This window comes from Qaidamihabitans albus (genome assembly GCF_016464705.1).
In the GTDB taxonomy this organism is placed as follows: Bacteria; Actinomycetota; Actinomycetes; order Mycobacteriales; family Pseudonocardiaceae; genus Qaidamihabitans; species Qaidamihabitans albus.
On the sequence record NZ_JAEHOB010000003.1, the window covers coordinates 104,984 to 127,562 of the forward strand.

Annotated in this window: 24 protein-coding genes; 17 read left to right on the forward strand and 7 right to left on the reverse strand. The window is 70.4% G+C overall.

The features are described 5' to 3' along the window. The 8 genes from JAP66_RS06740 to JAP66_RS06775 all read left to right on the forward strand — a co-directional run bounded on the left by JAP66_RS06740 (nucleotide 1) and on the right by JAP66_RS06775 (nucleotide 7,699). Nucleotides 1-870: an Fpg/Nei family DNA glycosylase gene (locus tag JAP66_RS06740; RefSeq protein WP_199430734.1), complete on the forward strand. Its 870-nt coding sequence runs from the start codon at nucleotides 1-3 to the stop codon at nucleotides 868-870. Between the two features lie 118 nt (nucleotides 871-988). Continuing rightward, nucleotides 989-2,278 (forward strand): sensor histidine kinase, encoded by a 1,290-nt coding sequence (locus JAP66_RS06745; protein ID WP_199431103.1) that lies wholly within the window; start codon nucleotides 989-991, stop codon nucleotides 2,276-2,278. A 31-nt stretch (nucleotides 2,279-2,309) separates the two neighbouring features. Then, the gene (locus tag JAP66_RS06750) at nucleotides 2,310-3,146 is read left to right on the forward strand and encodes a S49 family peptidase (RefSeq protein ID WP_199430735.1); all 837 of its coding nucleotides are present in this window, start codon (nucleotides 2,310-2,312) and stop codon (nucleotides 3,144-3,146) included. A 52-nt stretch (nucleotides 3,147-3,198) separates the two neighbouring features. Further along, entirely contained in the window at nucleotides 3,199-4,029 is an 831-nt protein-coding gene (locus JAP66_RS06755; protein WP_199430736.1) for a LytR/AlgR family response regulator transcription factor, read from the forward strand. 6 nt (nucleotides 4,030-4,035) lie between these two features. Then, nucleotides 4,036-4,539, forward strand: coding sequence for a hypothetical protein (locus JAP66_RS06760; protein WP_199430737.1), 504 nt, complete (start codon nucleotides 4,036-4,038; stop codon nucleotides 4,537-4,539). Nucleotides 4,540-4,546: 7 nt separating this feature from the next. Next, nucleotides 4,547-6,310 (forward strand): sodium/solute symporter, encoded by a 1,764-nt coding sequence (locus tag JAP66_RS06765; RefSeq protein WP_199430738.1) that lies wholly within the window; start codon nucleotides 4,547-4,549, stop codon nucleotides 6,308-6,310. A 66-nt stretch (nucleotides 6,311-6,376) separates the two neighbouring features. Next, nucleotides 6,377-6,730 carry a rhodanese-like domain-containing protein gene (locus JAP66_RS06770; RefSeq protein WP_199430739.1) on the forward strand — a complete coding sequence of 118 codons (354 nt, stop codon included), beginning with the start codon at nucleotides 6,377-6,379 and terminating at the stop codon, nucleotides 6,728-6,730. A gap of 54 nt (nucleotides 6,731-6,784) precedes the next feature. Next, nucleotides 6,785-7,699 (forward strand): DUF4328 domain-containing protein, encoded by a 915-nt coding sequence (locus JAP66_RS06775; RefSeq protein WP_235998854.1) that lies wholly within the window; start codon nucleotides 6,785-6,787, stop codon nucleotides 7,697-7,699. Nucleotides 7,700-7,769: 70 nt separating this feature from the next. Here JAP66_RS06775 and JAP66_RS06780 read toward each other — a convergent pair whose 3' ends face one another. Continuing rightward, nucleotides 7,770-8,936, reverse strand: coding sequence for a cytochrome P450 (locus tag JAP66_RS06780; protein ID WP_199430741.1), 1,167 nt, complete (start codon nucleotides 8,934-8,936; stop codon nucleotides 7,770-7,772). Between the two features lie 86 nt (nucleotides 8,937-9,022). On the opposite strand from JAP66_RS06780, the gene JAP66_RS06785 reads away from it, so the two are divergent. From JAP66_RS06785 to JAP66_RS06800, 4 genes are all read left to right on the forward strand, one after another. Beyond that, the gene (locus tag JAP66_RS06785; protein WP_199430742.1) at nucleotides 9,023-9,898 is read left to right on the forward strand and encodes a DUF5926 family protein; all 876 of its coding nucleotides are present in this window, start codon (nucleotides 9,023-9,025) and stop codon (nucleotides 9,896-9,898) included. Continuing rightward, the gene (locus tag JAP66_RS06790; protein WP_199430743.1) at nucleotides 9,895-10,254 is read left to right on the forward strand and encodes a DUF952 domain-containing protein; all 360 of its coding nucleotides are present in this window, start codon (nucleotides 9,895-9,897) and stop codon (nucleotides 10,252-10,254) included. The genes JAP66_RS06785 and JAP66_RS06790 overlap by 4 nt, the downstream gene beginning before the upstream one ends. Before the next feature lie 163 nt (nucleotides 10,255-10,417). Then, complete coding sequence (locus tag JAP66_RS06795) at nucleotides 10,418-10,927, forward strand: SigE family RNA polymerase sigma factor (RefSeq protein ID WP_199431104.1); 510 nt, start codon at nucleotides 10,418-10,420, stop codon at nucleotides 10,925-10,927. Beyond that, complete coding sequence (locus JAP66_RS06800) at nucleotides 10,924-11,757, forward strand: hypothetical protein (RefSeq protein WP_199430744.1); 834 nt, start codon at nucleotides 10,924-10,926, stop codon at nucleotides 11,755-11,757. The genes JAP66_RS06795 and JAP66_RS06800 overlap by 4 nt, the downstream gene beginning before the upstream one ends. An 84-nt stretch (nucleotides 11,758-11,841) precedes the next feature. Here JAP66_RS06800 and JAP66_RS06805 read toward each other — a convergent pair whose 3' ends face one another. The 4 genes from JAP66_RS06805 to JAP66_RS06820 form a co-directional block, all read right to left on the reverse strand. Beyond that, a complete protein-coding gene (locus JAP66_RS06805) occupies nucleotides 11,842-12,393 on the reverse strand; it encodes a ferritin (RefSeq protein ID WP_199430745.1) in 552 nt (183 codons plus the stop codon). 167 nt (nucleotides 12,394-12,560) lie between these two features. After that, entirely contained in the window at nucleotides 12,561-13,805 is a 1,245-nt protein-coding gene (locus JAP66_RS06810; protein WP_307849467.1) for an arginine deiminase, read from the reverse strand. A 254-nt stretch (nucleotides 13,806-14,059) separates the two neighbouring features. Beyond that, nucleotides 14,060-14,254, reverse strand: coding sequence for a hypothetical protein (locus tag JAP66_RS06815; protein ID WP_199430746.1), 195 nt, complete (start codon nucleotides 14,252-14,254; stop codon nucleotides 14,060-14,062). An 89-nt stretch (nucleotides 14,255-14,343) separates the two neighbouring features. Further along, nucleotides 14,344-15,156, reverse strand: coding sequence for a CPBP family intramembrane glutamic endopeptidase (locus tag JAP66_RS06820; RefSeq protein ID WP_199430747.1), 813 nt, complete (start codon nucleotides 15,154-15,156; stop codon nucleotides 14,344-14,346). Nucleotides 15,157-15,302: 146 nt separating this feature from the next. On the opposite strand from JAP66_RS06820, the gene JAP66_RS06825 reads away from it, so the two are divergent. Beyond that, nucleotides 15,303-17,012 (forward strand): BCCT family transporter, encoded by a 1,710-nt coding sequence (locus JAP66_RS06825; protein ID WP_199430748.1) that lies wholly within the window; start codon nucleotides 15,303-15,305, stop codon nucleotides 17,010-17,012. A 98-nt stretch (nucleotides 17,013-17,110) separates the two neighbouring features. Here JAP66_RS06825 and JAP66_RS06830 read toward each other — a convergent pair whose 3' ends face one another. Beyond that, the gene (locus JAP66_RS06830; protein WP_307849468.1) at nucleotides 17,111-17,899 is read right to left on the reverse strand and encodes a DUF2470 domain-containing protein; all 789 of its coding nucleotides are present in this window, start codon (nucleotides 17,897-17,899) and stop codon (nucleotides 17,111-17,113) included. A gap of 83 nt (nucleotides 17,900-17,982) precedes the next feature. Here JAP66_RS06830 and JAP66_RS06835 point away from each other — a divergent pair, with 83 nt between their 5' ends. The 3 genes from JAP66_RS06835 to JAP66_RS06845 all read left to right on the forward strand — a co-directional run bounded on the left by JAP66_RS06835 (nucleotide 17,983) and on the right by JAP66_RS06845 (nucleotide 20,217). After that, on the forward strand, nucleotides 17,983-18,618 hold the full coding sequence (locus tag JAP66_RS06835) for a LysE family translocator (protein ID WP_199430749.1): 636 nt from the start codon (nucleotides 17,983-17,985) through the stop codon (nucleotides 18,616-18,618). A 115-nt stretch (nucleotides 18,619-18,733) separates the two neighbouring features. Next, on the forward strand, nucleotides 18,734-19,588 hold the full coding sequence (locus JAP66_RS06840) for a hypothetical protein (protein WP_307849495.1): 855 nt from the start codon (nucleotides 18,734-18,736) through the stop codon (nucleotides 19,586-19,588). Continuing rightward, nucleotides 19,585-20,217, forward strand: a complete 633-nt coding sequence (locus tag JAP66_RS06845) for an IclR family transcriptional regulator (RefSeq protein WP_199430750.1) — start codon at nucleotides 19,585-19,587, stop codon at nucleotides 20,215-20,217. The genes JAP66_RS06840 and JAP66_RS06845 overlap by 4 nt, the downstream gene beginning before the upstream one ends. 11 nt (nucleotides 20,218-20,228) lie before the next feature. On the opposite strand, the gene JAP66_RS06850 is transcribed toward JAP66_RS06845, so the two are convergent. After that, a complete protein-coding gene (locus JAP66_RS06850) occupies nucleotides 20,229-20,834 on the reverse strand; it encodes a TMEM165/GDT1 family protein (RefSeq protein ID WP_199430751.1) in 606 nt (201 codons plus the stop codon). 245 nt (nucleotides 20,835-21,079) lie between these two features. On the opposite strand from JAP66_RS06850, the gene JAP66_RS06855 reads away from it, so the two are divergent. Further along, nucleotides 21,080-22,579, forward strand: coding sequence for a cytochrome ubiquinol oxidase subunit I (locus JAP66_RS06855; protein WP_199430752.1), 1,500 nt, complete (start codon nucleotides 21,080-21,082; stop codon nucleotides 22,577-22,579).

A 22,579-nucleotide genomic window follows, 5' to 3' on the forward strand; every position in this document is an offset into this window, starting at 1 on the left:
ATGCCCGAGCTACCGGAGGTCGAAGCTCTCGCGCACCATCTGCGCGAGCACGCTGTCGGCCGGACGGTGACGAGGGTGGACGTCGTGTCGCTGAGCGTGCTCAAGACCGTGCGCCCGCAGTGGACGGAGCTGCACGGCCGCGAGGTGACGGGCGCGGGCAGGTACGGCAAGCATCTCGATCTGCAGTGCGGCGATCTGCACCTCATCACGCACCTCGCCAGGGCGGGCTGGCTGCGCTGGTCCGACTCGCTCTCGCCTGCGCCGCCCAAGCCCGGCCGCGGGCCGCTCGCGCTGCGGGTCCACCTTTCGGGCGCCGAGGCGGCGGGCGGTCCGGGCTTCGATCTCACCGAGGCCGGGACCAAGAAGGGCCTCGCGGTGTGGATCGTGCGCGATCCCGCGGAGGTGCCGAGCGTCGCCCGGCTCGGTCCCGACGCGCTGTCCCTCGACCGCGCCGCGCTGGAGAAGGTGCTCGCCGGCCGCACCGCGCGCCTGAAGACCGTGCTGACCGACCAGTCGGTGCTGGCCGGGATCGGCAACGCATACTCCGACGAGATCATGCACACCGCACGGCTCTCGCCGTACGCGACACCGGCCAAGCTGCCGCCCGAGGCGCTGGACCGGCTCGCCGCGGCGCTGCACGACGTGCTCAGGGGGGCCGTGCAGCGCTCGGTGGGCCAGGACGCGGCACGGCTGAAGGGCGAGAAACGCTCCGGCCTGCGGGTACACGGCAGGACGGGGCTGCCCTGCCCGGTCTGCGGGGACACCGTGCGGGAGATCTCCTTCGCCGACAAGTCGTTCCAGTACTGCCCGACGTGCCAGACCGGGGGCAAACCGCTGGCCGACCGGCGGCTGTCGCGGTTGCTCAAGTAACCCGGACAACCTGAACGCCCCCCAACAAACACTGCCGCCTGCGGAAACACCGCTGCGCACTCACCGGTGTGCGGAAAGTAGGCGCTAGGCCTTGCACCTGGTCCCGGAAGCGCAGAGCATTGACGCCGTGTCCGGGCTACTGACCACGCCGATCTTGCCCTGGAGTATCGCCGGGGTGTGTGTGATCGCGCTCGTCGTGGCGCTCGTCCGCGTCCGGAAGCCGGGCAACGCGGTCGACGACGCCGTCCTCGAAGCCGTCTACCTGATGGCCAAGGCGCCGCTCGAACTGCGGGAGGGTCTCGACCAGGCGGCGGCCGACAAGGTCGCCGCCCGCCTGCTGCAACTGCTCAAGTGCCTCGCGGTCGGCATCACCGACGGTGAGGGCACGCTGCTGTCCTGGGACGGCGAGGCGAACGAGCACTACGCCGACCTGGTCGATCCGATCGGCACGTCAATCCGCAAGCACCGGCGCGAGGTGGTCTCGCACGACAAGATGCCCTGCAACCACCGCGGGACCTGCAAGATGCGGACCGCCGTGATCGTGCCGCTGATCGTCGAGGACCGCACCGAGGCCGCGCTGATCGTGGTCGGCCGCACACGCGGCAAGCGGATCGTGCACATGGCCGACGCGGTCGCGCGGTTCGTCGGCACCCAGCTCGAGGCGGCCCGGCTGGAGGAGACCAAGCACCAGCTGCACCAGGCGGAGATCAAGGCGCTGCGCGCGCAGATCTCGCCGCACTTCGTCTACAACGCGCTCAACACGATCTCCTCGCTCATCCGCACCGACCCGGAGGAGGCGCGCGAGCTGCTGCAGGACTTCGCCGACTTCACCCGGTACTGCTTCCGCACCGAGGGCACGTTCACCACGCTCTCCGACGAGATGCGCAACGTCGACCGCTACCTGACGATCGAGAGCGCGCGCTACGGCGGCAGGCTCAACGTGCGGCTGCGGATCGCGCCGGAGGTGCAGTCGGTGGTCCTTCCGTTCCTGCTCATCCAGCCGCTGGTGGAGAACGCGGTCAAGCACGGGATCGCCAACAAGCCAGGCGGCGGCACGGTGACGGTCACCGCGCAGGACCACGGCACCGAGGCGGAGATCAGCATCGAGGACGACGGGCTCGGGATGGACCCGGCGCTGCTGGACGGGATGCGTGACTCCCGCAGCAGCGCGCACATCGGGCTGACCGGCATCAACCGCCGGATGAACCAGGTCTACAGCAACCGGTACTCGCTGATGGTCGAGACGGCGCCCGGCGCCGGCATGAAGGTCACCATGCGGGTGCCGAAGTTCGTGCGTGGCGTCCGGCCGGACATGCTGAACTTCGCCGCGGAGGTGCCCGCGCAGGGTCCGCGCCGGGCCGCCGGACCGCGCGCCGGGCTGCCGGACGGCGCCCCCAACGCGAGCTGAAGGCGGCCCTTGCCGTCAGTAGGCTGGACGCATGAACGTGACCGACAAGCTGACCTCCCGCATCCCGAAGATCGGCGACCGGGGCGACCGTGACGTCGTCGCGGTGGTGAAGCTGCACGGGGTGATCAGCCCGCAGCCGTCGCCACTGGCGAGGGGAACGATCAACCTCGCGACGGTGGAGACGGCGCTGACGAGGGCGTTCGGTCACGACCGGCTCAAGGCTGTCGCACTGCTGATCAACTCGCCCGGTGGCGCCCCCACGCAGTCGGGCCTGGTCGCGGAACGCGTACGGCAGCTCGCGGACTCCAAGGGCGTGCCGGTGCTCGGCTTCACCGAGGATGTCGCCGCTTCCGGCGGCTACTGGCTGGCCTGCGCGGCGGACGAGATCTACGCGCACCGCACGTCCGTCGTGGGCTCGATCGGCGTGATCAGCGGTGGCTTCGGCTTCACCGGACTGCTGGACCGCTTCGGCATCGAGCGCAGGCTGCACACGGCGGGTGAGAACAAGGCCAGGCTGGACCCGTTCAGCCCGGAGAAGCCCGAGGACGTCGAATGGCTCAACAAACTGCACAGCCAGTTGCACGAGCAGTTCGTCGGCTGGGTGCGCGAGCGCCGTGGCGACCGGCTGATGGAGAGCGAGGACCTGTTCAACGGGGACGTGTGGCTGGGCTCGAAGGCACTCGAACTCGGTCTGATCGACGGCGTCGGCAACCTGCGCGAGGTCATCGCGCAGCGCTATCCGGACGCCGAGGTGATGTTCGCCGAGCCGAAGCGGCCGCTGATCGCCCGGCTCGGGCTGGGCGCTCCGGCCGCGGCGGTGCTGGACGCCGTCGAGCACCGGGCGACGTGGTCGCGTTTCGGCCTGTGACACCGATAATCCCTCCTCGCGGGTGTGGACAGACACGCCGTCTACGGGCAAGATGCATGTCACTGTGAGTGCTCACGACGACACCAGAAAGCTCCTCGTCCTGGCGGTTGACGACGAGTTGCCGGGTCTTGACCAGCTGAGGCACTGCCTCGAGTCGAACCCGCACATCGGCCGCGTGGTGCCCGCGGTCGACGCCTCCGAGGCACTGCGCCTGCTGGGCTCGGAGGACGACGAGATCAGGATGCGCAAGGAACGGGGCCTGCCCCCGGTGGACGCCGTGTTCGCCGACATCAACATGCCCGGTCTTTCGGGAATGGAGATGTCGCGGGTGTTCGCCTCGCTCAATCCGGCACCCGTGCTCGTCTTCGTGACCGGCCACGCGACGGAGGCGGTCAACGCGTTCGACCTCGGCGCGGTCGACTACGTCCTCAAGCCCGCCCGGCAGGACCGCATCGACAAGGCGGTCGCCCGGGTCATCGAGAAGATGCAGGCCACGCCGGTGCGCGAGACCGCGCCCGGCGAGCAGGACATCAAGGCGGACGAAGAGGTCATCCCGGTCGAGCTCGCGGGCACCACCAAGCTCATCCCGCGCTCGTCGGTGCGCTGGGTGGAGGCACAGGGCGACTACGCACGGCTCTACACCAGCGAGGGCAGCCACCTGGTCCGCATCCCGCTGGCGCAGCTCGAGGAACGCTGGGAGAAGGCGGGCTTCGTCCGCATCCACCGCTCGTTCCTCGTCGCGTTGCAGCTGATCACCGAGCTGCGCATGGGACAGGGCGGCTACCAGGTCGTGATCGGCAACGAGGAGAAGGTCCTGCCCGTCAGCAGGAGGCACACCCGGGAGCTCAAGGACAGGCTGGTCGGCTCGTCCCGGGCGGGGTAGCCGAGGATGACCGACGACTACTACCGAGACACCGGCGGCATCCGCCAGCCGGACCCGACGCTCGGTAAGAGGGTCCCGGTCACCCCCGAGCCGTCGCCGCCCCGGCCCGCGCGGCAGCCCGCGCCGCCGCCGAGCGAACCTCCTCCGCCGCCCCGGGTGCGCCGCCAGCGGGTCGTGCTCGCCGAGCCGACCAAGTCCACGAACTCCCTGCGTGCCCGCGTCGAGCTGGAGGAGCAGACCAGCTGGGGCGAGATGCTGATCAAGGATCTGATCAAGGCGCAGCTGCGCAGCGGGCTGCTGCTCGCCGGAATCGTCCTCCTGCTGCTCGGTGCCCTGCCGGTGGCGTTCTACTATTCACCGACGTTCGCCACCATGCGCCTCGTCGGCATTCCACTACCGTGGCTGCTGCTCGGAGTGGCGCCCTTCCCGCTGCTGTTCGGGGCGGGCCTGTGGTACAACCGGCTGGCCGAGCGCCATGAGCGAGATTTCGTGGACATGATCGAGAACTGAGCCGCCGATGAACCCGTGGGCCCTCTCCGGCATCGTGCTGGTCGCGGCCATGACGTTCTACCTCGGCCGCCGGTCGTCCCGGTTCGCGAGCACCACGCACGACTTCCTCGTCGCCCGCCGTACGGTGCGCTCCCGGCGCAACGCCGCCGCGATCTCCGGGGAGTACCTCTCGGCGGCCTCGTTCCTCGGTGTCGCCGGTGTCGTCCTCAAGGACGGCGCCGACGCGCTCTGGTATCCGATCGGGTTCACCGCGGGTTATCTGGCGCTGATGCTGTTCGTCGCCGCGCCGCTGCGCCGCTCGGGCGCCTACACGCTGCCCGACTTCATGGAGGCGCGCCTCGCCTCGGAACCGCTGCGCCGGTTCTGCACCGTGGTCGTGGTCGTCATCGGTGTGCTCTACATGCTCCCGCAGCTACAGGGCGCGGGCCTCGCGGTGGCGACGATCTTCCCGGCGCCCGCGTGGATCGGCGCCGCGGCCGTCACGGTCGTCGTCGCGGTCAACGTCATGGCGGGCGGCATGCGTGCGATCACGGTCGTGCAGGCGTTCCAGTACTGGCTCAAGCTGTTCGCGCTAGCCGCGCCGACGTTCGTGCTGTGCATGGTGTTCCTCGGCACCGGGGGCACGGGCGGCGCCGGCTCGCTCGGTGAGCCTGCACCGCCGGTGTTCCGAGAGGACACCACCGTCTCGGTCGAGACCGATGTCACGCTGGAGGTCGGCGGGGAGACGCCGGTGTGGTCACCGGCCGCGTCCGGCGGCGAACGAGTGTGGTTGCCCGGCAGGCAGTACCGGGTCGAGGCGGGCAGCACGCTGCGCTTTCCCGAGGGTGCGCCGGTACCGGTGGTCGCCGGCGGCGCGCTCGACAACGCGAGCTGGCTGCGGCCGACCGAGGACGCGAGCGACCTGCTCGGCACCTACTCGCTGATCTTCGCCACCTTCCTCGGCACGATGGGCCTGCCGCACGTCCTGGTGCGCTTCTACACCAATCCGGACGGCAAGGCGGCCCGGCGCACGACCGTGCAGGTACTGCTGCTGCTCGGGCTGTTCTACATGTTCCCGATACTGATCGGCGCGCTGTCGCGGCTGTACGTACCGGAGCTGCTGGTGACCGGCCGCACGGATGCGGCCGTGCTGCTCGTGCCGACGGCCGTGCTGCCGGGGGTGCTCGGCCAGATTCTCGCCGCGGTGGTGGCGGCAGGGGCGTTCGCGGCATTCCTGTCCACGTCGTCGGGCCTGCTGGTGAGTGTGGCGGGGGTGGTCGCCACCGACTGGCTCTCCGGCAAGGTGCGCGACTTCAAGATCGCCACGGTCGGCATGGCCGCGGTTCCGGCGGTGCTGGCCGTCTCGCTGCCGGTGGAGGATCTGTCGCTGAGCGTCGGCATGTCCTTCGCCCTCGCCGCCTCCACGTTCTGCCCGGTGCTGCTGCTCGGGATCTGGTGGCGCAGGCTGACCTGGCCGGGTGCGATGGTCGGGATGACCGTCGGCGGGGGCCTGGTGCTGGTCGCGCTGGCGCTCAACGTCGTCAGCGAGTACACCGGCGGATGGGCGCCGTGGTTCGTCGAGCAGCCCGCGCTGCTCACGGTGACGGCGGCTTTCCTCACCACCATCGTGGTGAGCCTCGGCACCGCGCGGCGGGTGCCGGACGACGTCAACTCCGTCATGCTCCGGCTGCACGCGCCCGACCCGCTGGGCTTCATGCGTGACCGGGCGGATGCGCGGTTCGGCAAGGCCGACGAGCGGACCAGGATGAAGCGCGGCAGGCACCGCAAGTAGCGCCGCGCTCGTTCGCCGGGAGGGCGCTCACGCGCGCTGAACGGGCCGACATGCGACGATGGGGCCGTGGTAGAGCCTCCTGAAGTGCCCACGGCCTCGGTCACCGACCTGCCGTCGGAAGGTCTCGTGTTGCTCGATGTGCGAGAGGACGACGAGTGGGCCGCCGGGCACGCCCCCGAAGCGAAACACGTTCCGCTTGGCGAACTGCCCGCGCGCGTGGGTGAGCTGGCCGAACTGCCCGACGACCGGCCGGTCTACGTGGTCTGCCGTTCGGGTGGCCGCTCCGCCCGCGCCGCCGCCTGGCTGAACGCGGCCGGCGTGGTGGACGCGGTCAACGTCGCGGGTGGCATGAAGTCGTGGCAGACCGAGGGCCGTGCGCTGGTCGGCGAGCGCGAGGGTGCCGCACCCGAGGTGCTCTGACCCATGCAACCCGGCCGGCCTTACCCGCCGCCCCAGCCTGCGCCGCATCCCACGATGCACCGCCAGGGGCAGCCGCGCACCCGGTCGCGGGTGCGGTGGGTGGCCACCGTTCCGCCGGGCACGCATGTACGACGGCGTGGTCCCGCGCCCGAGCGCTATACCGGGCCGCCGTCGTATCCGGTGGTGCCGCGCTGGGGCTTCCCGAGCGTGGTCTGGCGCTGGCCGACCGCGGTGCCGGGCACGGCTTCCGGCGGGCCGGTGTCGCCGCAGCGGCTGCACATGATCACGCGCAACGTGGTGACCGTGCTGTGGACGCTGGCCGGGCTGACCGCGATCGCGGCCGGGGCGGAGATCTGGCGCTACGTGCTGCTCGTGCGCAGCCGCGACTCGGCGCTGGACCGGGGCACGGTCGGTGTGTCGGACGCGTTCGTGCTGGCGTTCTCGCTGCTGGCGTTCGTGCTGGCGTTGTTCGCCGTCGCGGGGACGGTGTGGTGGCTGTTCGCCGCGCGCTCGGCCGCCGCGGACGCGGCGGGCCAGGATCCGCCGCGCTCCACGTGGCAGGTGCTGCTCGGCACGCTCGTGCCTGGCCCGAACCTGGTGCTGGCCGGGCCGGTCCTCGCCGAGCTCGAGCACGCGGTGCTGGGTCGCCGGGCGGATCAGCGCCCCCGGCCGTCCCGGCTGGTGCTGTGGTGGTGGGCCGCGTGGATCGTGAACGGTGTGCTGCTGGCACTGACCGTCGGCTGGCGAATGCGGGACGGTGTGCAGGCCGACGCCGACGGCGTGGTGCTCAGCGCGCTGACCGACCTGGCCGCGACCGTGCTCGCCGTGCTGACGGCGCGTGTCGTCAGCCGGCTGACCCGGCTGCTGGCACCGGCCGACGAGGGGCTGCCGCGCCCGCCGAGCGTGGTGAACGTCGAGGGCGCCCCTGATCCGCCGCGGCGCACTCGCCCGGCCACTGCCCCGCGCTGACCCGCGAGTCCCCCGTTCCTGCCCGCGAGTCCCCCCCCGTCCGGGCCGGCGAGTTCTGCACTCCGTTCGCTCAGCAGGTCACCGGCAGCGTGCGGAGGCCACGGATGACGAACTCCGGCCGCCGCCGCGGGGTGCCGCCAGGCCGCAACCCGGGCAGCCGCGTGGTGAGCGCGCCGAGTGCGGCGGCGATCTCGATGCGGGCGAGCGGCGCGCCGACGCAGTAGTGGATGCCACCGCCGAAACCGAGGTGCGGGTTCGGCGTGCGGCCGATGTCGAGCGTGTCCGGATCGGGGAACACGGCGGGATCCCGGGCGGCCGCGCCCAGCAGCGCCGCGATCTTGTCTCCCTCGGCCACGGGGTGCCCGGCGATCTCGACGTCGCGCGTCGCGGTGCGCTCGAACAGCTGTAGCGGCGAGTCGAACCGGATGAGCTCCTCGGTCGCCGCTTCCAGCAGGGCGGCGTCGGCGACGAGCCGGTCCCACTGGTCGCGGTGGGTCAGCAGGGCATGCGTGCCGTTGCCGATGACGTTGACCGTCGCCTCGTGCCCGGCCATGAGCAGCAGCACGGCGGTGGCGACCACCTCGTCGCCGGTCAGCTCGCTCGCGACGAGGTGGCTCACCAGGTCCTCACCCGGACGCGCGGCGCGAGCGGCGGCGACCTCCCGCAGGTAGCCCGCGAACTCCCCGGCGGCGAGCTCCGCCGCCTGCCGCTGTCCGGCCGGCAGCCCGTACTCGTACATCTTGACGATCGCGTTGCTCCAGGCCACCAGCTTCGGTCCGGCGTCCTCGGGGATGCCGAGCAGCTCGGCGATCACCGCCACCGGAAGCGGCTGCGCCAGGTGCTCGAGCAGGTCCGCCGCGCCGTCCTCGGCGATCCGGTCCGCCAGCACGCCGACCATGCGGGTGGCCAGCGCCTCGACCGTGGGCCGGAGCCGTTCGACGTGGCCGCGGGCGAAGGCGGAGGAGACGAGCCTGCGCAGCCGGGTGTGCGCGGGCGGCTCGTTCTCCAGCAACGAGTTCCGGTGCAGCATGTTGAACGACGCGAAGCGCTCGGCGGGCGCGGCATCGGTCCAGATCCGGCCGAGCGAACGGTGCCGCAGCACGGCCGAGGCGGCGGCGTGCGACACCGCGATCGACAGTCCGAGCCCCTCGTGCCGGTGCACCTCGCCCCGCGCGCGCAGCTCCGCGAAGGCGGGATAGGGATCGGCGAGAAAGCCGGGGTCACCAGGATCGAACACCCACGAATCCTAGCCGCGCCCCACCGGTCCTAGGCTGGACACGGGTCGAGTAGCGTCGGCCGGAACTGACCGCAGGAGGCGAGAACGTGGGCAAGGGCGCGCGGAAGAAGGGCCCGAAGAAGGACAGGCAGCCGAAGGTGCGCGAGATCTTCGTGGCGCGGCCTTTCGAGGGCCTCGCCGCCGAGCCCGAACTGATCGCGCTGCGTGAGTTCGTGCCGTCGGCCACCGCCCGGCTCTCGCTCGCGGACGGCGGGGACCGCACCGTCACGCTCGGCACCGTGCTCCCGATGGCGGCGGCCGCGTTCGTGCGCTCCGATGGCGAGGTCTTCCTCGGCATGCAGGTACAGACCCGCTCCTCGGACATCAGCCGCGACCTCGGCCGGTCGCTGCGGTGGGCGCTCGGCGCCGAGCCGGGCGACGTGCTCTCCGCACCCGACACGACGAGCGAGCCGGTCGGGGGCGAACGGTTGCAGGACCTGCTCGTCCCCGATGCCGAGCTGGACGTCCAGCTGCACGAGGACTTCTCCTGGTGGCTGCCGGAGGACAGCGAGGCGAGCGGCGAGGTCGCGATGTCGCTCGAACGCGCCAACGCCGCCATCATGCCGACCGAGCGGCTCGCGCCCGGCGCGTACTGGGTGCTCGCCGGGGAGAAGGCGCACCTGCGCTGGGTCTGGCCCGCGGAGGAGAACCGCCTGTTGCAAGCGCTTGCGCGGCTGTCCGCGGCCGGTGAGCTCGGGCTCGGCGAGGGAACGCGCTTCGCCGGCTCGTTCCGCGCGCACGGCTTGCTCGTGCCGGTGTGGGACCTCGATCCCGAGGCGCATGCGCGCGAATGGGCGGAGCCCGCACGCGAGCTGGGTGTCCGGCTGGACGCCGCGCTGAAGTCACTGGACGCCGAGCCGCTGAACGCCGCCGAGCGACGGTCCAGGGACGGGCTCATCGGCCGGCAGCTCACGCTGCGGTGATCCTGCACATCTGCCCGGCGGCCGGCTGGACCGCCGTCCCGGAGGGCGAGCCGTACCGGGCGGAGTCGCTCGCCGGCGTCGGCTTCGTGCACTGTTCGGATCCGGGGACGGTCCACCTGCCGGCGAGCCGGCTCTACGCGGGCCGTACCGACCTGTTGCTGCTGCGGATCGACCCCGCGCTGCTCGACGTGCCGCTGCGCTGGGAGCCCGCCGTGCCCCCCGAGCCGGGCGCGCCCTGGTTCCCGCACGTGTACGGCCCGATCCCGCGGGCCGCGATCGTCTCCGTGCACGACTTCCCGCCCGGGCCGGACGGCTCGTTCCGCTTGCCCGCCGAGCTCGCCACCTTCACCGCCTGACGAAAACGGGTCGAACCGGGCAACCCCCGGCCCCTCCGCGGCGTGCAGATGTCGGCCAGGTACGAAGAGGCAGGCAGGAGGCGCTACGGTGACCGCATTCGTGCCTGCCGTCCGGTGCGGGGATGGCAGGGCGGCCGTCGTGCGCCACGAGAGGGGATCGGCCGTGCCTGGCGACCTCACGGACTTCGGTGAGTTCGTTGAGGCCAGCCTGCCCGGACTGCTGCGCTACGGGCACGCGCTGACCGGTAACCCGCACGACGCCGCCGACCTCGTGCAGACGGTGCTGGAGAAGATCGGCTCCCGCTGGACGCACGTCCTGCAGAAGACCGGCGATCCGCTCGCCTACATCCGGCGCTCGATGGCCAACGCGCACATCAGCCGGTGGCGGCGGCTGCGCAGGGAGAACCTGGTCGCCGACATCCCCGACGCGCAGCCGCTGCGCCCGGTGGACCCGTTCGAGCACGAGCCGCTGTGGCAGGCGCTGCGCGGGCTGCCGCCGAGGCAACGCGCGGTCATCGTGCTGCGTTACTACGAGGGACTGTCCGAGGCGGAGATCGCCGAATCACTCGGCGTGAGCCCGGGCACCGTGAAGAGCCAGGCCAGCAAGGCCATCGCAGCACTGCGGACGAAGCTGAACCGGGACGAGGGTACCGAGGGGAGGGAGGCGGTGTGACCGGAAGGGACGACGAGCTCGACCTCGAGTTGCAACGGCTGTTCGCCGATGAGCGGCTCGACGTGCGGCCCATCGCGGGTGCCCAGGAGGCCATCGTCGCCGGGGCGAGGCGGAGACGGCGCAGGCGCACCGCGGCCGCAGGAGGCGGCGGCGCCCTCGCCGTGGTCGCGTTCGTCGTCGGCGGGATGCTGCTGGCCGGTGGGCGGCCTCCGGAGCAGCGTCACGACCACCACGTCGCCGCGCCCGCCGGTACCGAGCGCGTCACGACCACGAGGGCAGGCTCGCCCGCACCGAGGAGCGAGTCGGAGACCGTGCGGTCGTCGCCCGTGCGACGGACTTCGGCGGCGCCGCGATCGTCCACCGGCAGCCTCTCGCGGCCGAGCGCGCCGCCGTCCGTGAGCGTGCCGACGTCGAAGCAGGGCCAGATCATGTCCGTGGCGGTGCTCGGTCCGGACGGCTACAAGGCGCTGAAGCTGAACATGCCCTACGACAAGGCGGCCGGCACGGGAATGCTGGCGGCCGACAGCTCCGCGCCGGCCGCGGAGTCGTGCACCAGCTACCGGCTGGCGGAGGGCGCCGACGCGATCCGTGCGGTCGTGATCTCGGGCGCACGCGGCGTGGTGGCGTTCAACGCAGGCAGCGCCCAGACCGCCGAGGGAATCGCGGCGGGGTCGCCGGTGCGCGACCTGGAATCCGCCTACGCCGAGCTGGCCCCGGAGCCGTCCGGCGGTTATTCCGCGCCCGCCGGTTCGGGCGCGCGGTACTACTTCGGGACCGCCGATGACACGGTCACACAGGTGCGGCTGGCCAACACCGAGACGGGCTGCTGACCGCGCCCCCGAAACCGAAAACCCGGGCTGCTCCACAGGGGGAGAGCCCGGGTTTTCCCTTTGCGGGAGGCGAGGTGGAACGCCTCAGAGCTTTCCGCCCGCGACGGGCGGCATCGTCGGGTCGTCGTCCGTGGCGCCGGCCGACTCGCGGTTGAGGAACTGCTCGATCTCGAACAGGTTGCCGTTCGCGCGGTCGACGACATTGAGCAGCGTGGTCATCTTGGAGATCTCCTCGACCTGCTCCTTCAGGAACCACTGGATGAACTGCTCACCCATGTAGTCTTCCTCGTCCCGGGCCGCCTTCGCGAGCGTCTTGATGTCCGCGGCGACGCCCTTCTCCTGTTCGAGCGCCAGCTCGACCAGCTCACGCACGTCCGAGAAGTCGTTGCGCACGTCGCCCGTTCCGGGGATCTCGACGTGGTGGTCGGTGTCCATCATGTACTGCACCAGCGCGAGGGCGTGGTTGCGCTCCTCGACGGCCTGCTCGTAGAAGTACTTGGCGAGCTGGGGCAGGTCCTCGTTGTCGAACCACACGGCCAACGCGACGTACTGCTGCGACGCGTTGAACTCGTTGTGGATCTGCGCCTGCAGCAATTCGTAGAACTTGGAACGTGGTTGCTTCTTCGTGGTGGCCATGTATTCGAAGATACGCGTCGGCCGGGCTCGATTTCCAGTCGAGACTGGTGATGTGAACCCCATTTGCGTACAATTAGTGAGCCAAGGTTGAGCTAATTTTGTTTAGCCTCACCTAAGAAATAGGCGGAATCTTAGGCAAGGCTTTCTTTTGTATTGTTGTGCGTGCATCAGTCGCCATCCGGAATCGGCTCCCGCACGATGGGGCACGACATGCAGCGCGGGCCGCCCCGGCCGGAGCCGAGTTCCGAACCCGCGATGCGGAGGACCTCGATGCCCGCCTCCTCGAGCCGGGCGTTGGTCTCGACGTTGCGCTCGTAGCCAACGACCACGCCGGGGGCCAGGGCCAGGGTGTTGTTCCCGTCGTCCCACTGCTCGCGTTCGGCGGTCACCGGATCGAGTCCGGTGTCGATGACCCGCAGCCGGTCGATGCCCATGGCCTTCGCGGCGGCTGTCAGGAACGGGGCAGGGCCGTCGACGAGCAGTCCACCGGCCTCGTCGGGCCGCAGCGTGTACGCCACCAGTGAGTCACGGGCCAGCGGGTACATCACGACGGCGTCGCGGCCGACCATCGTGCAGACGGTGTCGAGGTGCATGGTCGCCCTGTTCTGCACGATCGGCACCGCCAGCACGGTGTGCGCGATGTCGTCGGAGAACGCCGACCGGGCGAGGGACTCGACCCCGGCGGCCGTGGTGCGCTCACCGACGCCGACGGCCAGTACACCGGAGGCGAGCAGCAGGACGTCGCCGCCCTCGATCGGCGCCGAGTGGGCGCCGTACGCGCGCACCGCGCCGTGGAAGCGTGGGTGGTAGGCGTAGACGATGTCGAGCAGCGCGGTCTCCCTGCGGCGCGCAGGCATCGCGAGGGAGGAGATGGCGACCCTGTCGGCGATCCACACCGACGAGTCCCTGGTGAAGAGCAGGTTCGGCAGCGGGTCGACCGCGAAGTCGTGCTCGTGGTGCATCTTGCGCACCAGGGAGGCCCCCTCGGAGGCGGGCAGTTCCTCGAACGTCATGCCCGACATCAGCACCTCCGCCAGTGTCGCGGGATCGGTGCCGGAGAGATGCGAGCGCAGCGAGTCCGCCAGGTCGGTGCCGAGTCGCCGGTCGTCCACCGCGGCGTGCACCCCGGCGGCGTGCGCCCGCGGGTCGTTCAGCGCGTGCCGCAGCACGTCCGTCAGGAGCAGCACCTCGACGCCGCGCCCGCGCAGCACGTCGGCGAACGCGTCGTGCTCTTCCTGTGCCCGGTCCACCCAGGGAATCGAGTCGAAGAGCAACTGGTCGTTGTTGCGCGGCGTCAGGCGCTTGAGCTCGTTGCCGGGCCGGTGCAGCAGGACGGACCGCAGCGGATCCACCTCGGTGTCCACCCGGGGACGCGCCGCCGCGAGCACGTCGCCGGGGCTCGGTTCGTTCACGGATGTCCCTTTCGCGTGGTGTACGGGCCGCCCGCACGCGAGCGTAATGAGTCGGCGACGCCGCCGCGGGGTACGAAACGACGCGGCGCGGCGGCGTCACGGATGCACCGCCGACGGCGCCCGGAACGGCCGAATGAGCGGGTGGACGCACGGATCGTTGTCGGTACCGCGGCGACCAGGACATCAGGACATCAGGACATCAGGACATCAGGACTACGCCATCCCCGACGCGAGGGTCATCCGGTGTGACCGGTTCAACGTGGCGTGCGGCCCGGTTCCGATGACCCCGACGACACGGTGGCCGCCCGTGTCGGCTCCGCGGCGGGCACGGTGTTGAACACCCAGTTGTGCACGCCGCCGCCCATGATCTCCGCGTACCGCTCGGCGGCGTCACGGTTGGCGAAGCGGATCTGCTGGTCGTTCACCCGGTGCGTGATCTTGCAGGCCATCAAGGTCCCCTCCTCGTGTGCTGGGCCGGCCCTCGCGTCCCCTGCGAACCGGCGCCGCTATTAGAACATACGTTCGATCCGCGTGCCAGTCATGGCAGCCACGAGACATCATCCCGCAACACTGCGTAACCGACGAACGCCACGACGTCGAGCAAGGTGTGAGCCACGACAAGTGGCCACAGCCGGTTGGTGCGCTGCCACACCCGTCCGAAGAGCAATCCCATCAGGACATTTCCGACGAATCCTCCGATGCCCTGATACAGGTGGTAGGAACCGCGCAGGACCGCCGCGAGCAGCAATGCCCGGTTCTCTCCCCAGCCGAGCTGGCGCAGTCTCGTCAGGACATAACCGACGACGAGCATCTCCTCGGCGAAGGAGTTGCCGAACGCGGCGAGTGTCAGCGTGACCGGCCGCCACCAGCTGTCCCCCAATGTGGACGGTTGGACGGCGAGGTTGAAGCCGAGCCGCCACGCGGCGAAGTACAGCACCAGGCCCGGGATGCCGATCAGCGCGGCCAGGCCGGCGCCCCAGGCCAGGTCCTGCCGTGGCCGTGACCTGTCGAGGCCGATCGCGGCCAGCCGCATGCCGCCGCGCCAGAGCAGGTACACCCCGAGCGCGCCCCAGCCCAGGAGCTGCACCACGGTCAGCAACTGCTTCAGCAGATCGATGAGTTCCGTCGTAGCCTGGGAGGCGTTGATGGCCACCCGCTGCTCGTTCAGCGGCTCCGGGCGCAGGAGGGAATCCACAAGGGACAACAGGCTGCGCAGGCCCGAAAGGCCCAGAGTGATGGAGAAGACGAGAACCAGTTCGAGCGTGAGCGCCCGCCGCTGCGCAGGGTCGGTGACGACACCCGGCTCCGTCGGCTTGGGCGGGGCGAGCCAGCGGCGCAGGCGGTAAGGCACTGTGGCAAGTTACATCAGCCGGGCAGCCGCGCAGGTCAGCCGCCTCCTGACGGTGCGACAGAGATGCGAGTCGGGAACTTCCGACATGATCGTCCCACTTCGGCACTAGGGTGCTGTGGACGCAAATCGAAAAGGAGGAGAGCCTCGTGACGGAAACGTCAGACACTGAGGCCGTGACGCCGCCGCCTGGTTCGCGACAATCCTGGATGAAGACGGTGGACCCGAAGGTCTTCGTGCCCGCCGCCGTCATCATCGTGGGTTTCGTGCTGTTCACGGTGATCTTCCCGGACACCGTCGGGGATGCGATGAGCGCCGCGCAGGAGGCGGTCATCGGTACCTTCAGCTGGTACTACATGTTCATCGTGTCCGCGTTCGTGGTGTTCGCGGTCTGGGTCGGCCTCGGCCACTTCGGCGACATCAAGCTCGGGCCGGACGAGGAGGAGCCGGAGTTCGGCCTGCGCTCCTGGTTCGCGATGCTGTTCGCCGCCGGCATGGGCATCGGCCTCGTCTTCTGGGGCGTTGCCGAACCGCTCAACCACTTCGCCGGGATCCCGAACCGTGCGTCCGGCATCGGTGCGTCGGACGCGCAGGGTGCCCAGGCGTCCATGGTGCAGACGTTCCTGCACTGGGGGCTGCACCCCTGGGCCATCTACGTGGTGGTCGGGCTCGCGATCGCCTATGCGATCCACCGCAAGAAGCGCCCGGTCTCGATCCGCTACGCGCTCGAGCCGGTGCTGGGCAGGCGGGTGCACGGCTGGATCGGTGACGTGATCGACATCGTCGCGATCGTCGGGACCCTGTTCGGGGTCGCGACCTCGCTCGGGCTCGGTGTCATCCAGGTGGCCTCCGGACTGGACTTCCTCGGCATCGTGAGCGATCCGGGGAACCTGACCTATGTGGTGCTGATCGGCGGCATCACGCTGCTGGCCGTCATCTCGGTGGTCACGGGCCTGAAGCGGGGCATCAGGTACATCTCCAACCTCAACATGGGGATCGCCTCCGTGTTGCTGTTGTTCGTGCTGATCCTCGGCCCGACCGTGTTCATCTTCAGCGAGCTGGTGCAGTCCATCGGCAGCTACTTCCAGAACCTGCTGCGGATGAGCTTCAACACCACCGCCTACCAGGGCGACACCGGTACCGAGTGGCAGAGCTGGTGGACCGCGTTCTACTGGGGCTGGTGGATCTCGTGGGCGCCCTTCGTCGGCGTGTTCATCGCCCGCATCTCCCGCGGGCGCACGGTGCGCGAGTTCGTCGCGGGCGTGCTGCTCGTGCCGACCGCCGTCACGTTCCTGTGGTTCAGCGTGTTCGGTGGCACGGCGCTCTTCCGGGAGCTGTTCGGCGCGGGCGGCCTCATCGGCACCGACGAGACCGGCGCGGCGTCGGTGGACACCGAGAGCACGCTGTTCGGCCTGCTCGACGGACTGCCCGGTGGCACCATCGCGGTGGTCGGCGCGATCATCCTGATCGTGCTGTTCTTCGTCACCTCGTCCGACTCCGGCTCGCTGGTGGTCGACATGCTGTCCTCCGGTGGCGACCCCGACCCGCCGACCTGGAGCCGGGTGTTCTGGGGTGTCATGGAGGGTGCCGTCGCCATCGCCCTGCTGCTGGCAGGCGGACTGGAGGCCCTGCGGATCGCGGCGATTCTCATCGCGTTGCCGTTCAGCGTGGTGATGATCTTCATGTGCGTCTCGATCTGGAAGGACTTCCGATCGGAACGCAGGACGATGCTGCGCGTCCAGCGGCGGCTGCAGCGGCAGGAGCTCACCGAGCACGTCTCGCAGAGCCTGATCGACGAAGGTCTAGTGGAACCGAACGGTTCCGGTGATGAAGAGACGGCGAGGAGTTCCTCGCGCTGAGCGACACCGATGAAGGCGCCCCCGGGAGACCGCTCCCGGGGGCGCCTTCGTACCTGGTCACCTCTCGTGAGTGCGCACGCGAGTTAGAACTCGGTTCCTCACTCACGACCGGTGACCTGCGTAAACGGGCAGCCGACGAGCCTGCGCAGCTCCATCGCGAGCTGCGGAGGACTGTCGACCGAACGCGAGAACGCCAGCCGCACGTCGTGGTCGCCGCCGGCACACTCGACCCGCAGCCGCAGGCCGAAGCGGTCCAGCCCCAGCGGCCGGATGCGGCCGCCCCGTAGATCGGGCGGGACGTGCCGGGCCAGGCCGTCGATCACGTCGGCGTGGGTGCGTTCCAGGTGCCGTAGCCAGTCCGTCTCGTACGCGCAGAACGGGTCGGGGCTCGCGGCGGCGAACATGTGCGGGCGCAGTGAATGGGTGCCCTCGGGGTCGGCGAGCACCAGCGCGGCCGGGCTCAGCCGCAGCAGGCTGAACCCGTGCCCCACGTCGAGCAGCCGTGGATCCGGGCGGACGTCCGCGATGGAGACGGCACGGGCGCGGGCGGCACGCTCGTCGAGGGCGCGCAGCCAGCCGGTGATCCAGAGCAGGCCGCGCACCGGTTCCCGTAGCTCCACCGGGGCGTGGTCGGCCAGTTCCAGCATCACGGCCACCTCACCGCGCCGGGCCCGCCCGGCGGCGGCGAGCGGGTCGTCGTCGGGCAGCAGGATGCTCACGTCGGCGCCGGCGTGGACGTGATGCAGTGCCGGAGTGACCCGCTGTGCGGCGCTCGCCGGGTGCTCGGTGGACGGCATCAGCGCGGCCGGGGCGCCGCGGGCCGCGATCGTCTTCGCACGCTCGGCCGGGCTCGGCACGGGCGGGCGGCGGGGCTGGGTCTCGGTCACCACTCACCTCCAACTTAGGTGAGGCTAACCTAGTTCTCGGTTATCTGAAAGCCTTCGCGTGCCGGGACGAATAGGGTGCTCTCATGGCGTCCTGGTCGCAGCTCGTCCCGTTCGGCGGAGTGGTCCTCCTCGGTGCGATGTCGCCCGGGCCGGACTTCGCGGTGGTGCTGCGCCATGCGGCGACATCCGGCAGGCGGGCCGGGACGGCCACGGCGCTGGGCATCACCGCGGGCATCCTCGTCTGGTCGGTGGTGGCGGCGTTCGGGGTGGCCGGTGTCCTCGCGGCCTCCGCGGTCGCGTTCACCGCGGTGAAGCTGGCGGGCGCGGCGTATCTGGTGTTCCTCGGGGCGAAGGCGCTGCTGGCCGCACGCCGCGGCGGTGAGCTCGCCGTCGGTGCGGCCGGCGCTTCGGTGACCGCCGCGCAGGCGTTCCGGGAGGGCCTGCTGTGCAACGTGCTGAACCCCAAGTGTGCGGTGTTCTTCGTGGCGCTGCTGCCCCAGTTCCTGCCCGCACATCCTTCGCTGGCCGACACGGTGCTCATCTCGCTGGTGCCGGTGCTGCTCACGGCACTGTGGTTCGGCGTCGTGGCCAACGTCGTCGGCGGCCTGCGCCGCCTGTTCGCGGTGCCGCGCGTGCGGCGGACACTCGACGCGCTCACCGGGGCGCTGCTGATCGCACTGGGGGTCCGGCTGGCGGCGCAGGCCCGGTCGCTGACCTGAAGACAGAGGTCACAGATGTGCGGCAGGGTAAGCGATGGCGGTCGACGGTGTTCGACTGGTGGGCACTTTTGTCCTGATTTCGGACGCTACTAGCGTGTGAGGCGTGTCAAGCGCTGTGGAACTCACGCCCCCCGGCCCCCGGGGAATTCCTCCCCTGTTCGCGCGGCTCGTCGACGACTCGGCGCTGTTCCCGCCCAGCGAGGTCCCCATGTCCGAGGCGCTTCGCGTGCACTTCGAGAACCGTGCCGGTGAGCACGCCGGCATGCTCGGCGTGTTCCTGTGCCAGGCGTCGCGGCTGCCGGAGCTGATCACCGAGCTCATCAAGATCCGGCCGAAGGACCCGTTGCCCCTCTCCCTGATCATCGACACTGGCCTGGGCGGCGTGCCGAAGGCGATCTCGATCGTCGAGTCCCGTAACGAGCTGCTGGCGCTCCGGATGGTCGAGATGCCCGCGCCCTCGGACGTGGACGAGGTGTGGCTGGAGCGCGTCTCGGAGTTCGTGCCGGAGGACGTCGTCCGGGTGGTCGAGCCGCGGCGAGGGGTCGGCTGGCTCGACGGCGTGCGCAAGGTCATCGAACACGGCAGCTGGCCGAAGATCCGCTGCGGCGGGGTGTCCAGCGAGAACTTCCCGAGCGTCGACGAGGTCGCGGACTTCCTCTCCGTGGTCTGCGGTGTCTCCGGTGCGCAGTTCAAGGCGACCAACAGCCTCCATCGCGCCGTGCGGCACACGGACGCCGGTTCCGGGTTCACGCATCACGGGTTCCTGAACCTGCTGGTCGCGTCGGCGCACGCCCTCTCCGGCGGCGACGTGCGCGAGGCGCTGGAGTCCACCGACGGGGAGGCGCTCGCCCGGGAGGCGGGTGCGCTGCACGAGCCGGCCGCGAAGGCGGTCCGCTCGCTGTTCGCCTCGTACGCGTCGGCCACGTTCGACGAGCCGGTCGCGGACCTCAAGGGACTGGACCTGTTGTGAGCAGGGAGGGCTCGCTGACGCTGGATCGCGGGCTCGCCCTGTTGCAGGCGGTGGCCGACGCCGGTGGCGATGCGGCCACGATCTCCGAACTCGCCGCCTCGATCGGCGTGAGCCGGGCCGCGGTGTACCGGCTGCTCGTGCCGCTGTCCGAGCGCGGGCTGGTGTGGCGGGACGGCAGCAAGGTACGCCTCGGCGCCGGAGTGCTGTGGCTGGCCGAGCAGATGCTCCCGCAGCTCCGGGAGGCGGCGCGCCCGGTGCTGCGCGGGCTGGCCGAGTCGGCGGGCAGCACCGCACACCTTTCGGTGGCCGATGGCGACGAACTGCACGTGATCGCCGTCGCGGAGCCGTCGTGGACGTCGTTCCACGTCGCCTACCGGGTGGGCAGCAGGCATCCGCTCTCTCGCGGAGCGGCGGGCAAGGCGCTGGCCCTGCGCCCGCGCGGCAGTGGCTGGGCCGTGGCGAAGGGGGAGCCGCAGCCGGGTGCCTACGGCGTCGCCGCGCCGGTGCGCGGGGTGGTCGGCGTGCGGGCGAGCGTCGGAGTGGTCTCGCTCGAACCGCTGGACAACGCCGCGTTCGGGCCACGGCTGGTGGAGGCCGCCGCGGCGCTGGCCGAGGTCCTGCGCGGCTGAGGCTCGCGTTCTCAGAGCGCGAACAGGGCACTGCCGAGCGCGAACGCGGAGAACCCGGCGAACACGAACCCGGAGACGCGCTGAAGCAGCCGCGGGCGCAGCCTGCCGCGGATCTTGTGGCCGATGAACGTCGCGAGCCCGGCAACGCAGACGAGTCCGAGGAACGCCCCGAGCCCCACGGCGAAGGGTTGCGCGTAGCGAGCGGCCAGTCCGGCGGTGGCCAGCTGCGACGCGTCACCCCACTCGGCGGCGAAGAGCACACCGAAGGACGTCATCGCAGAACGCAGGAACGTCACCGGCCGCGGGCCCGAACGGGCGGCGTCGTGCGCGCCGTCCTCGGCCCGCCGGAAGCCCTCCCGCAGCAGCAGCACGGCTCCCGCGCCGAACAGCACGGCGACGACAGCGGAGACGAGTGGCTCGGGCAACAATGTCAGTGCACTGCCGAACGCGACCGCGACCACGGATTGCACGGCGAAGGCCGCGACAACGCCGGTGAATACCGCCAGGACGCGGAAACGAGTGGTCAGCACGAGCGTCGCCACGAACGTTTTGTCCGGCAGTTCAACCGCCATGACCAGGGCGAACGTGGCGACGAGTGCGAGCAGTGCGGATGACATCGGAAGCGGCGCACCCCCTTACGCTTCAACGATAAAGGCGACTTTCCCGAATGCCTAGTGGATGGGAAATACGAATCGGCGATTTTGGCGCCCGCATATGCATTTCGGTGGCGCGCCGGACAATTAGTTGAGGCGTGCCGAAATCATTTTTTGTGCGGCCCGTTCATGATCGGGACCTTGGTCCTGGGTACTTCGGGACCACGGGACCTGCCGAAGGACCCCTGCGCGGAGCGACCGTAGGAGACGTGGACGTCCTGGAGCTCGCGCGCTGGCAGTTCGGCATCACGACCGTCTACCACTTCCTGATGGTGCCGCTGACGATCGGCCTCTCGGTCCTGGTCGCGGGCATGCAGACGGCCTGGGTGCGCACCGGCGACGAGCGCTACCTGCGGATGACCAAGTTCTGGGGCAAGTTGCTGTTGGTCAACTTCGCGATGGGCGTGGTGACCGGAATCGTCCAGGAGTTCCAGTTCGGAATGACCTGGAACGCCTACTCGCGCTTCGTCGGTGACGTGTTCGGGGCGCCGCTGGCGATGGAAGGGCTCGTGGCGTTCTTCGTCGAGTCGACGTTCCTCGGGCTGTGGATCTTCGGCTGGGACCGGCTGCCGAAGCGGGTGCACCTGGCGTGTGCCTGGGCGTTCTCGCTGGCCACGGTGGCGTCGGCGTACTTCATCCTCGCCGCGAACTCGTGGATGCAGCATCCGGTGGGAGTCGAGTTCACCGACGGCAGGCCCACGATGAACTCGATCTGGGCGGTGCTGACGAACAACACCGCGCTCGCCGCGATCCCGCACACGATCGCCGGTGCCTTCTCGGTGGCCGCAGCCTTCCTGGTCGGCGTGGCCGGCTGGCAACTGTGGCGCAGGCGTGGCGAGCCGGACCGGCACCGGGCGGTGTGGCGGTCGTCGCTGCGGCTCGGTGCCTGGGTCGGCGTGCTCGCGTTCACCGCGCTGGTCGTCACCGGTGACGCGCAGGGCAAGCTCATGTTCGAGCAGCAGCCGATGAAGATGGCCTCGGCGGAGGCGCTGTGCCACACCGAGCGGCCGGCGAGCTTCTCGATCGTCGCGGTCGGTGACGTGGCGGACCCGGACTGCGAGGACGTGAAGACCTTCACCGTGCCCGCGTTGCTGTCCTTCCTGGCGCACGGCGACCTGAGCACCGAGGTCCGTGGTGTCGAGGACCTGATCGGCGAGTACCAGGCGCGCTACGGCACGAACTATCCGGACGATCCGGCACTCGGCGAGCTGGCCGGGAAGCCGATCGACTACGTGCCGAATCTGCCGGTGACCTACTGGGGGTTCCGGATCATGATCGGCTTCGGCGCGCTGTCGGCCGCCGTGGGCGTGCTCGCGCTGTGGCTCACGCGCGGCGGGCGCATCCCGGACGGCCGGTGGTTCCCGCGGATGACGTTGCTCGGCATCGCGCTGCCGTTCGTGGCGAACAGTGCGGGCTGGATCTTCACCGAGATGGGCCGCCAGCCGTTCGTGGTGGTGCCGAACCCGACCGGGATCGACGGGGTCTGGATGTTCACCGCGCAGGCCGTGTCGAGGCTGTCCACGGGGGAGGTGTGGGCCTCGCTGATCTCGCTGACGACGGTCTACCTGGCGCTCGGCGTGATCGAGGTGTTCCTGCTCCGCAAGTACGTGCGCGGCGGGGTGGACGGGGTCATGCCGCCGGAGCGGTCCGGCACCGGTGACTCCGGTGACCCCGGTGACACCGACGACGCGCTCGCGTTCGCCTACTGA

Excerpts from the sequence above, each read along its gene's own strand:
- JAP66_RS06850 (WP_199430751.1), bottom strand. The coding sequence starts at position 20,834 with ATGTCATCCGCACTGCTCGCACTCGTCGCCACGTTCGCCCTGGTCATG.
- JAP66_RS06750 (WP_199430735.1), top strand. The coding sequence starts at position 2,310 with ATGAACGTGACCGACAAGCTGACCTCCCGCATCCCGAAGATCGGCGAC.
- JAP66_RS06775 (WP_235998854.1), top strand. The coding sequence starts at position 6,785 with ATGCACCGCCAGGGGCAGCCGCGCACCCGGTCGCGGGTGCGGTGGGTG.
- JAP66_RS06760 (WP_199430737.1), top strand. The coding sequence starts at position 4,036 with ATGACCGACGACTACTACCGAGACACCGGCGGCATCCGCCAGCCGGAC.
- JAP66_RS06755 (WP_199430736.1), top strand. The coding sequence starts at position 3,199 with ATGCATGTCACTGTGAGTGCTCACGACGACACCAGAAAGCTCCTCGTC.
- JAP66_RS06815 (WP_199430746.1), bottom strand. The coding sequence starts at position 14,254 with ATGGCCTGCAAGATCACGCACCGGGTGAACGACCAGCAGATCCGCTTC.
- JAP66_RS06765 (WP_199430738.1), top strand. The coding sequence starts at position 4,547 with ATGAACCCGTGGGCCCTCTCCGGCATCGTGCTGGTCGCGGCCATGACG.
- JAP66_RS06835 (WP_199430749.1), top strand. The coding sequence starts at position 17,983 with ATGGCGTCCTGGTCGCAGCTCGTCCCGTTCGGCGGAGTGGTCCTCCTC.
- JAP66_RS06740 (WP_199430734.1), top strand. The coding sequence starts at position 1 with ATGCCCGAGCTACCGGAGGTCGAAGCTCTCGCGCACCATCTGCGCGAG.
- JAP66_RS06805 (WP_199430745.1), bottom strand. The coding sequence starts at position 12,393 with ATGGCCACCACGAAGAAGCAACCACGTTCCAAGTTCTACGAATTGCTG.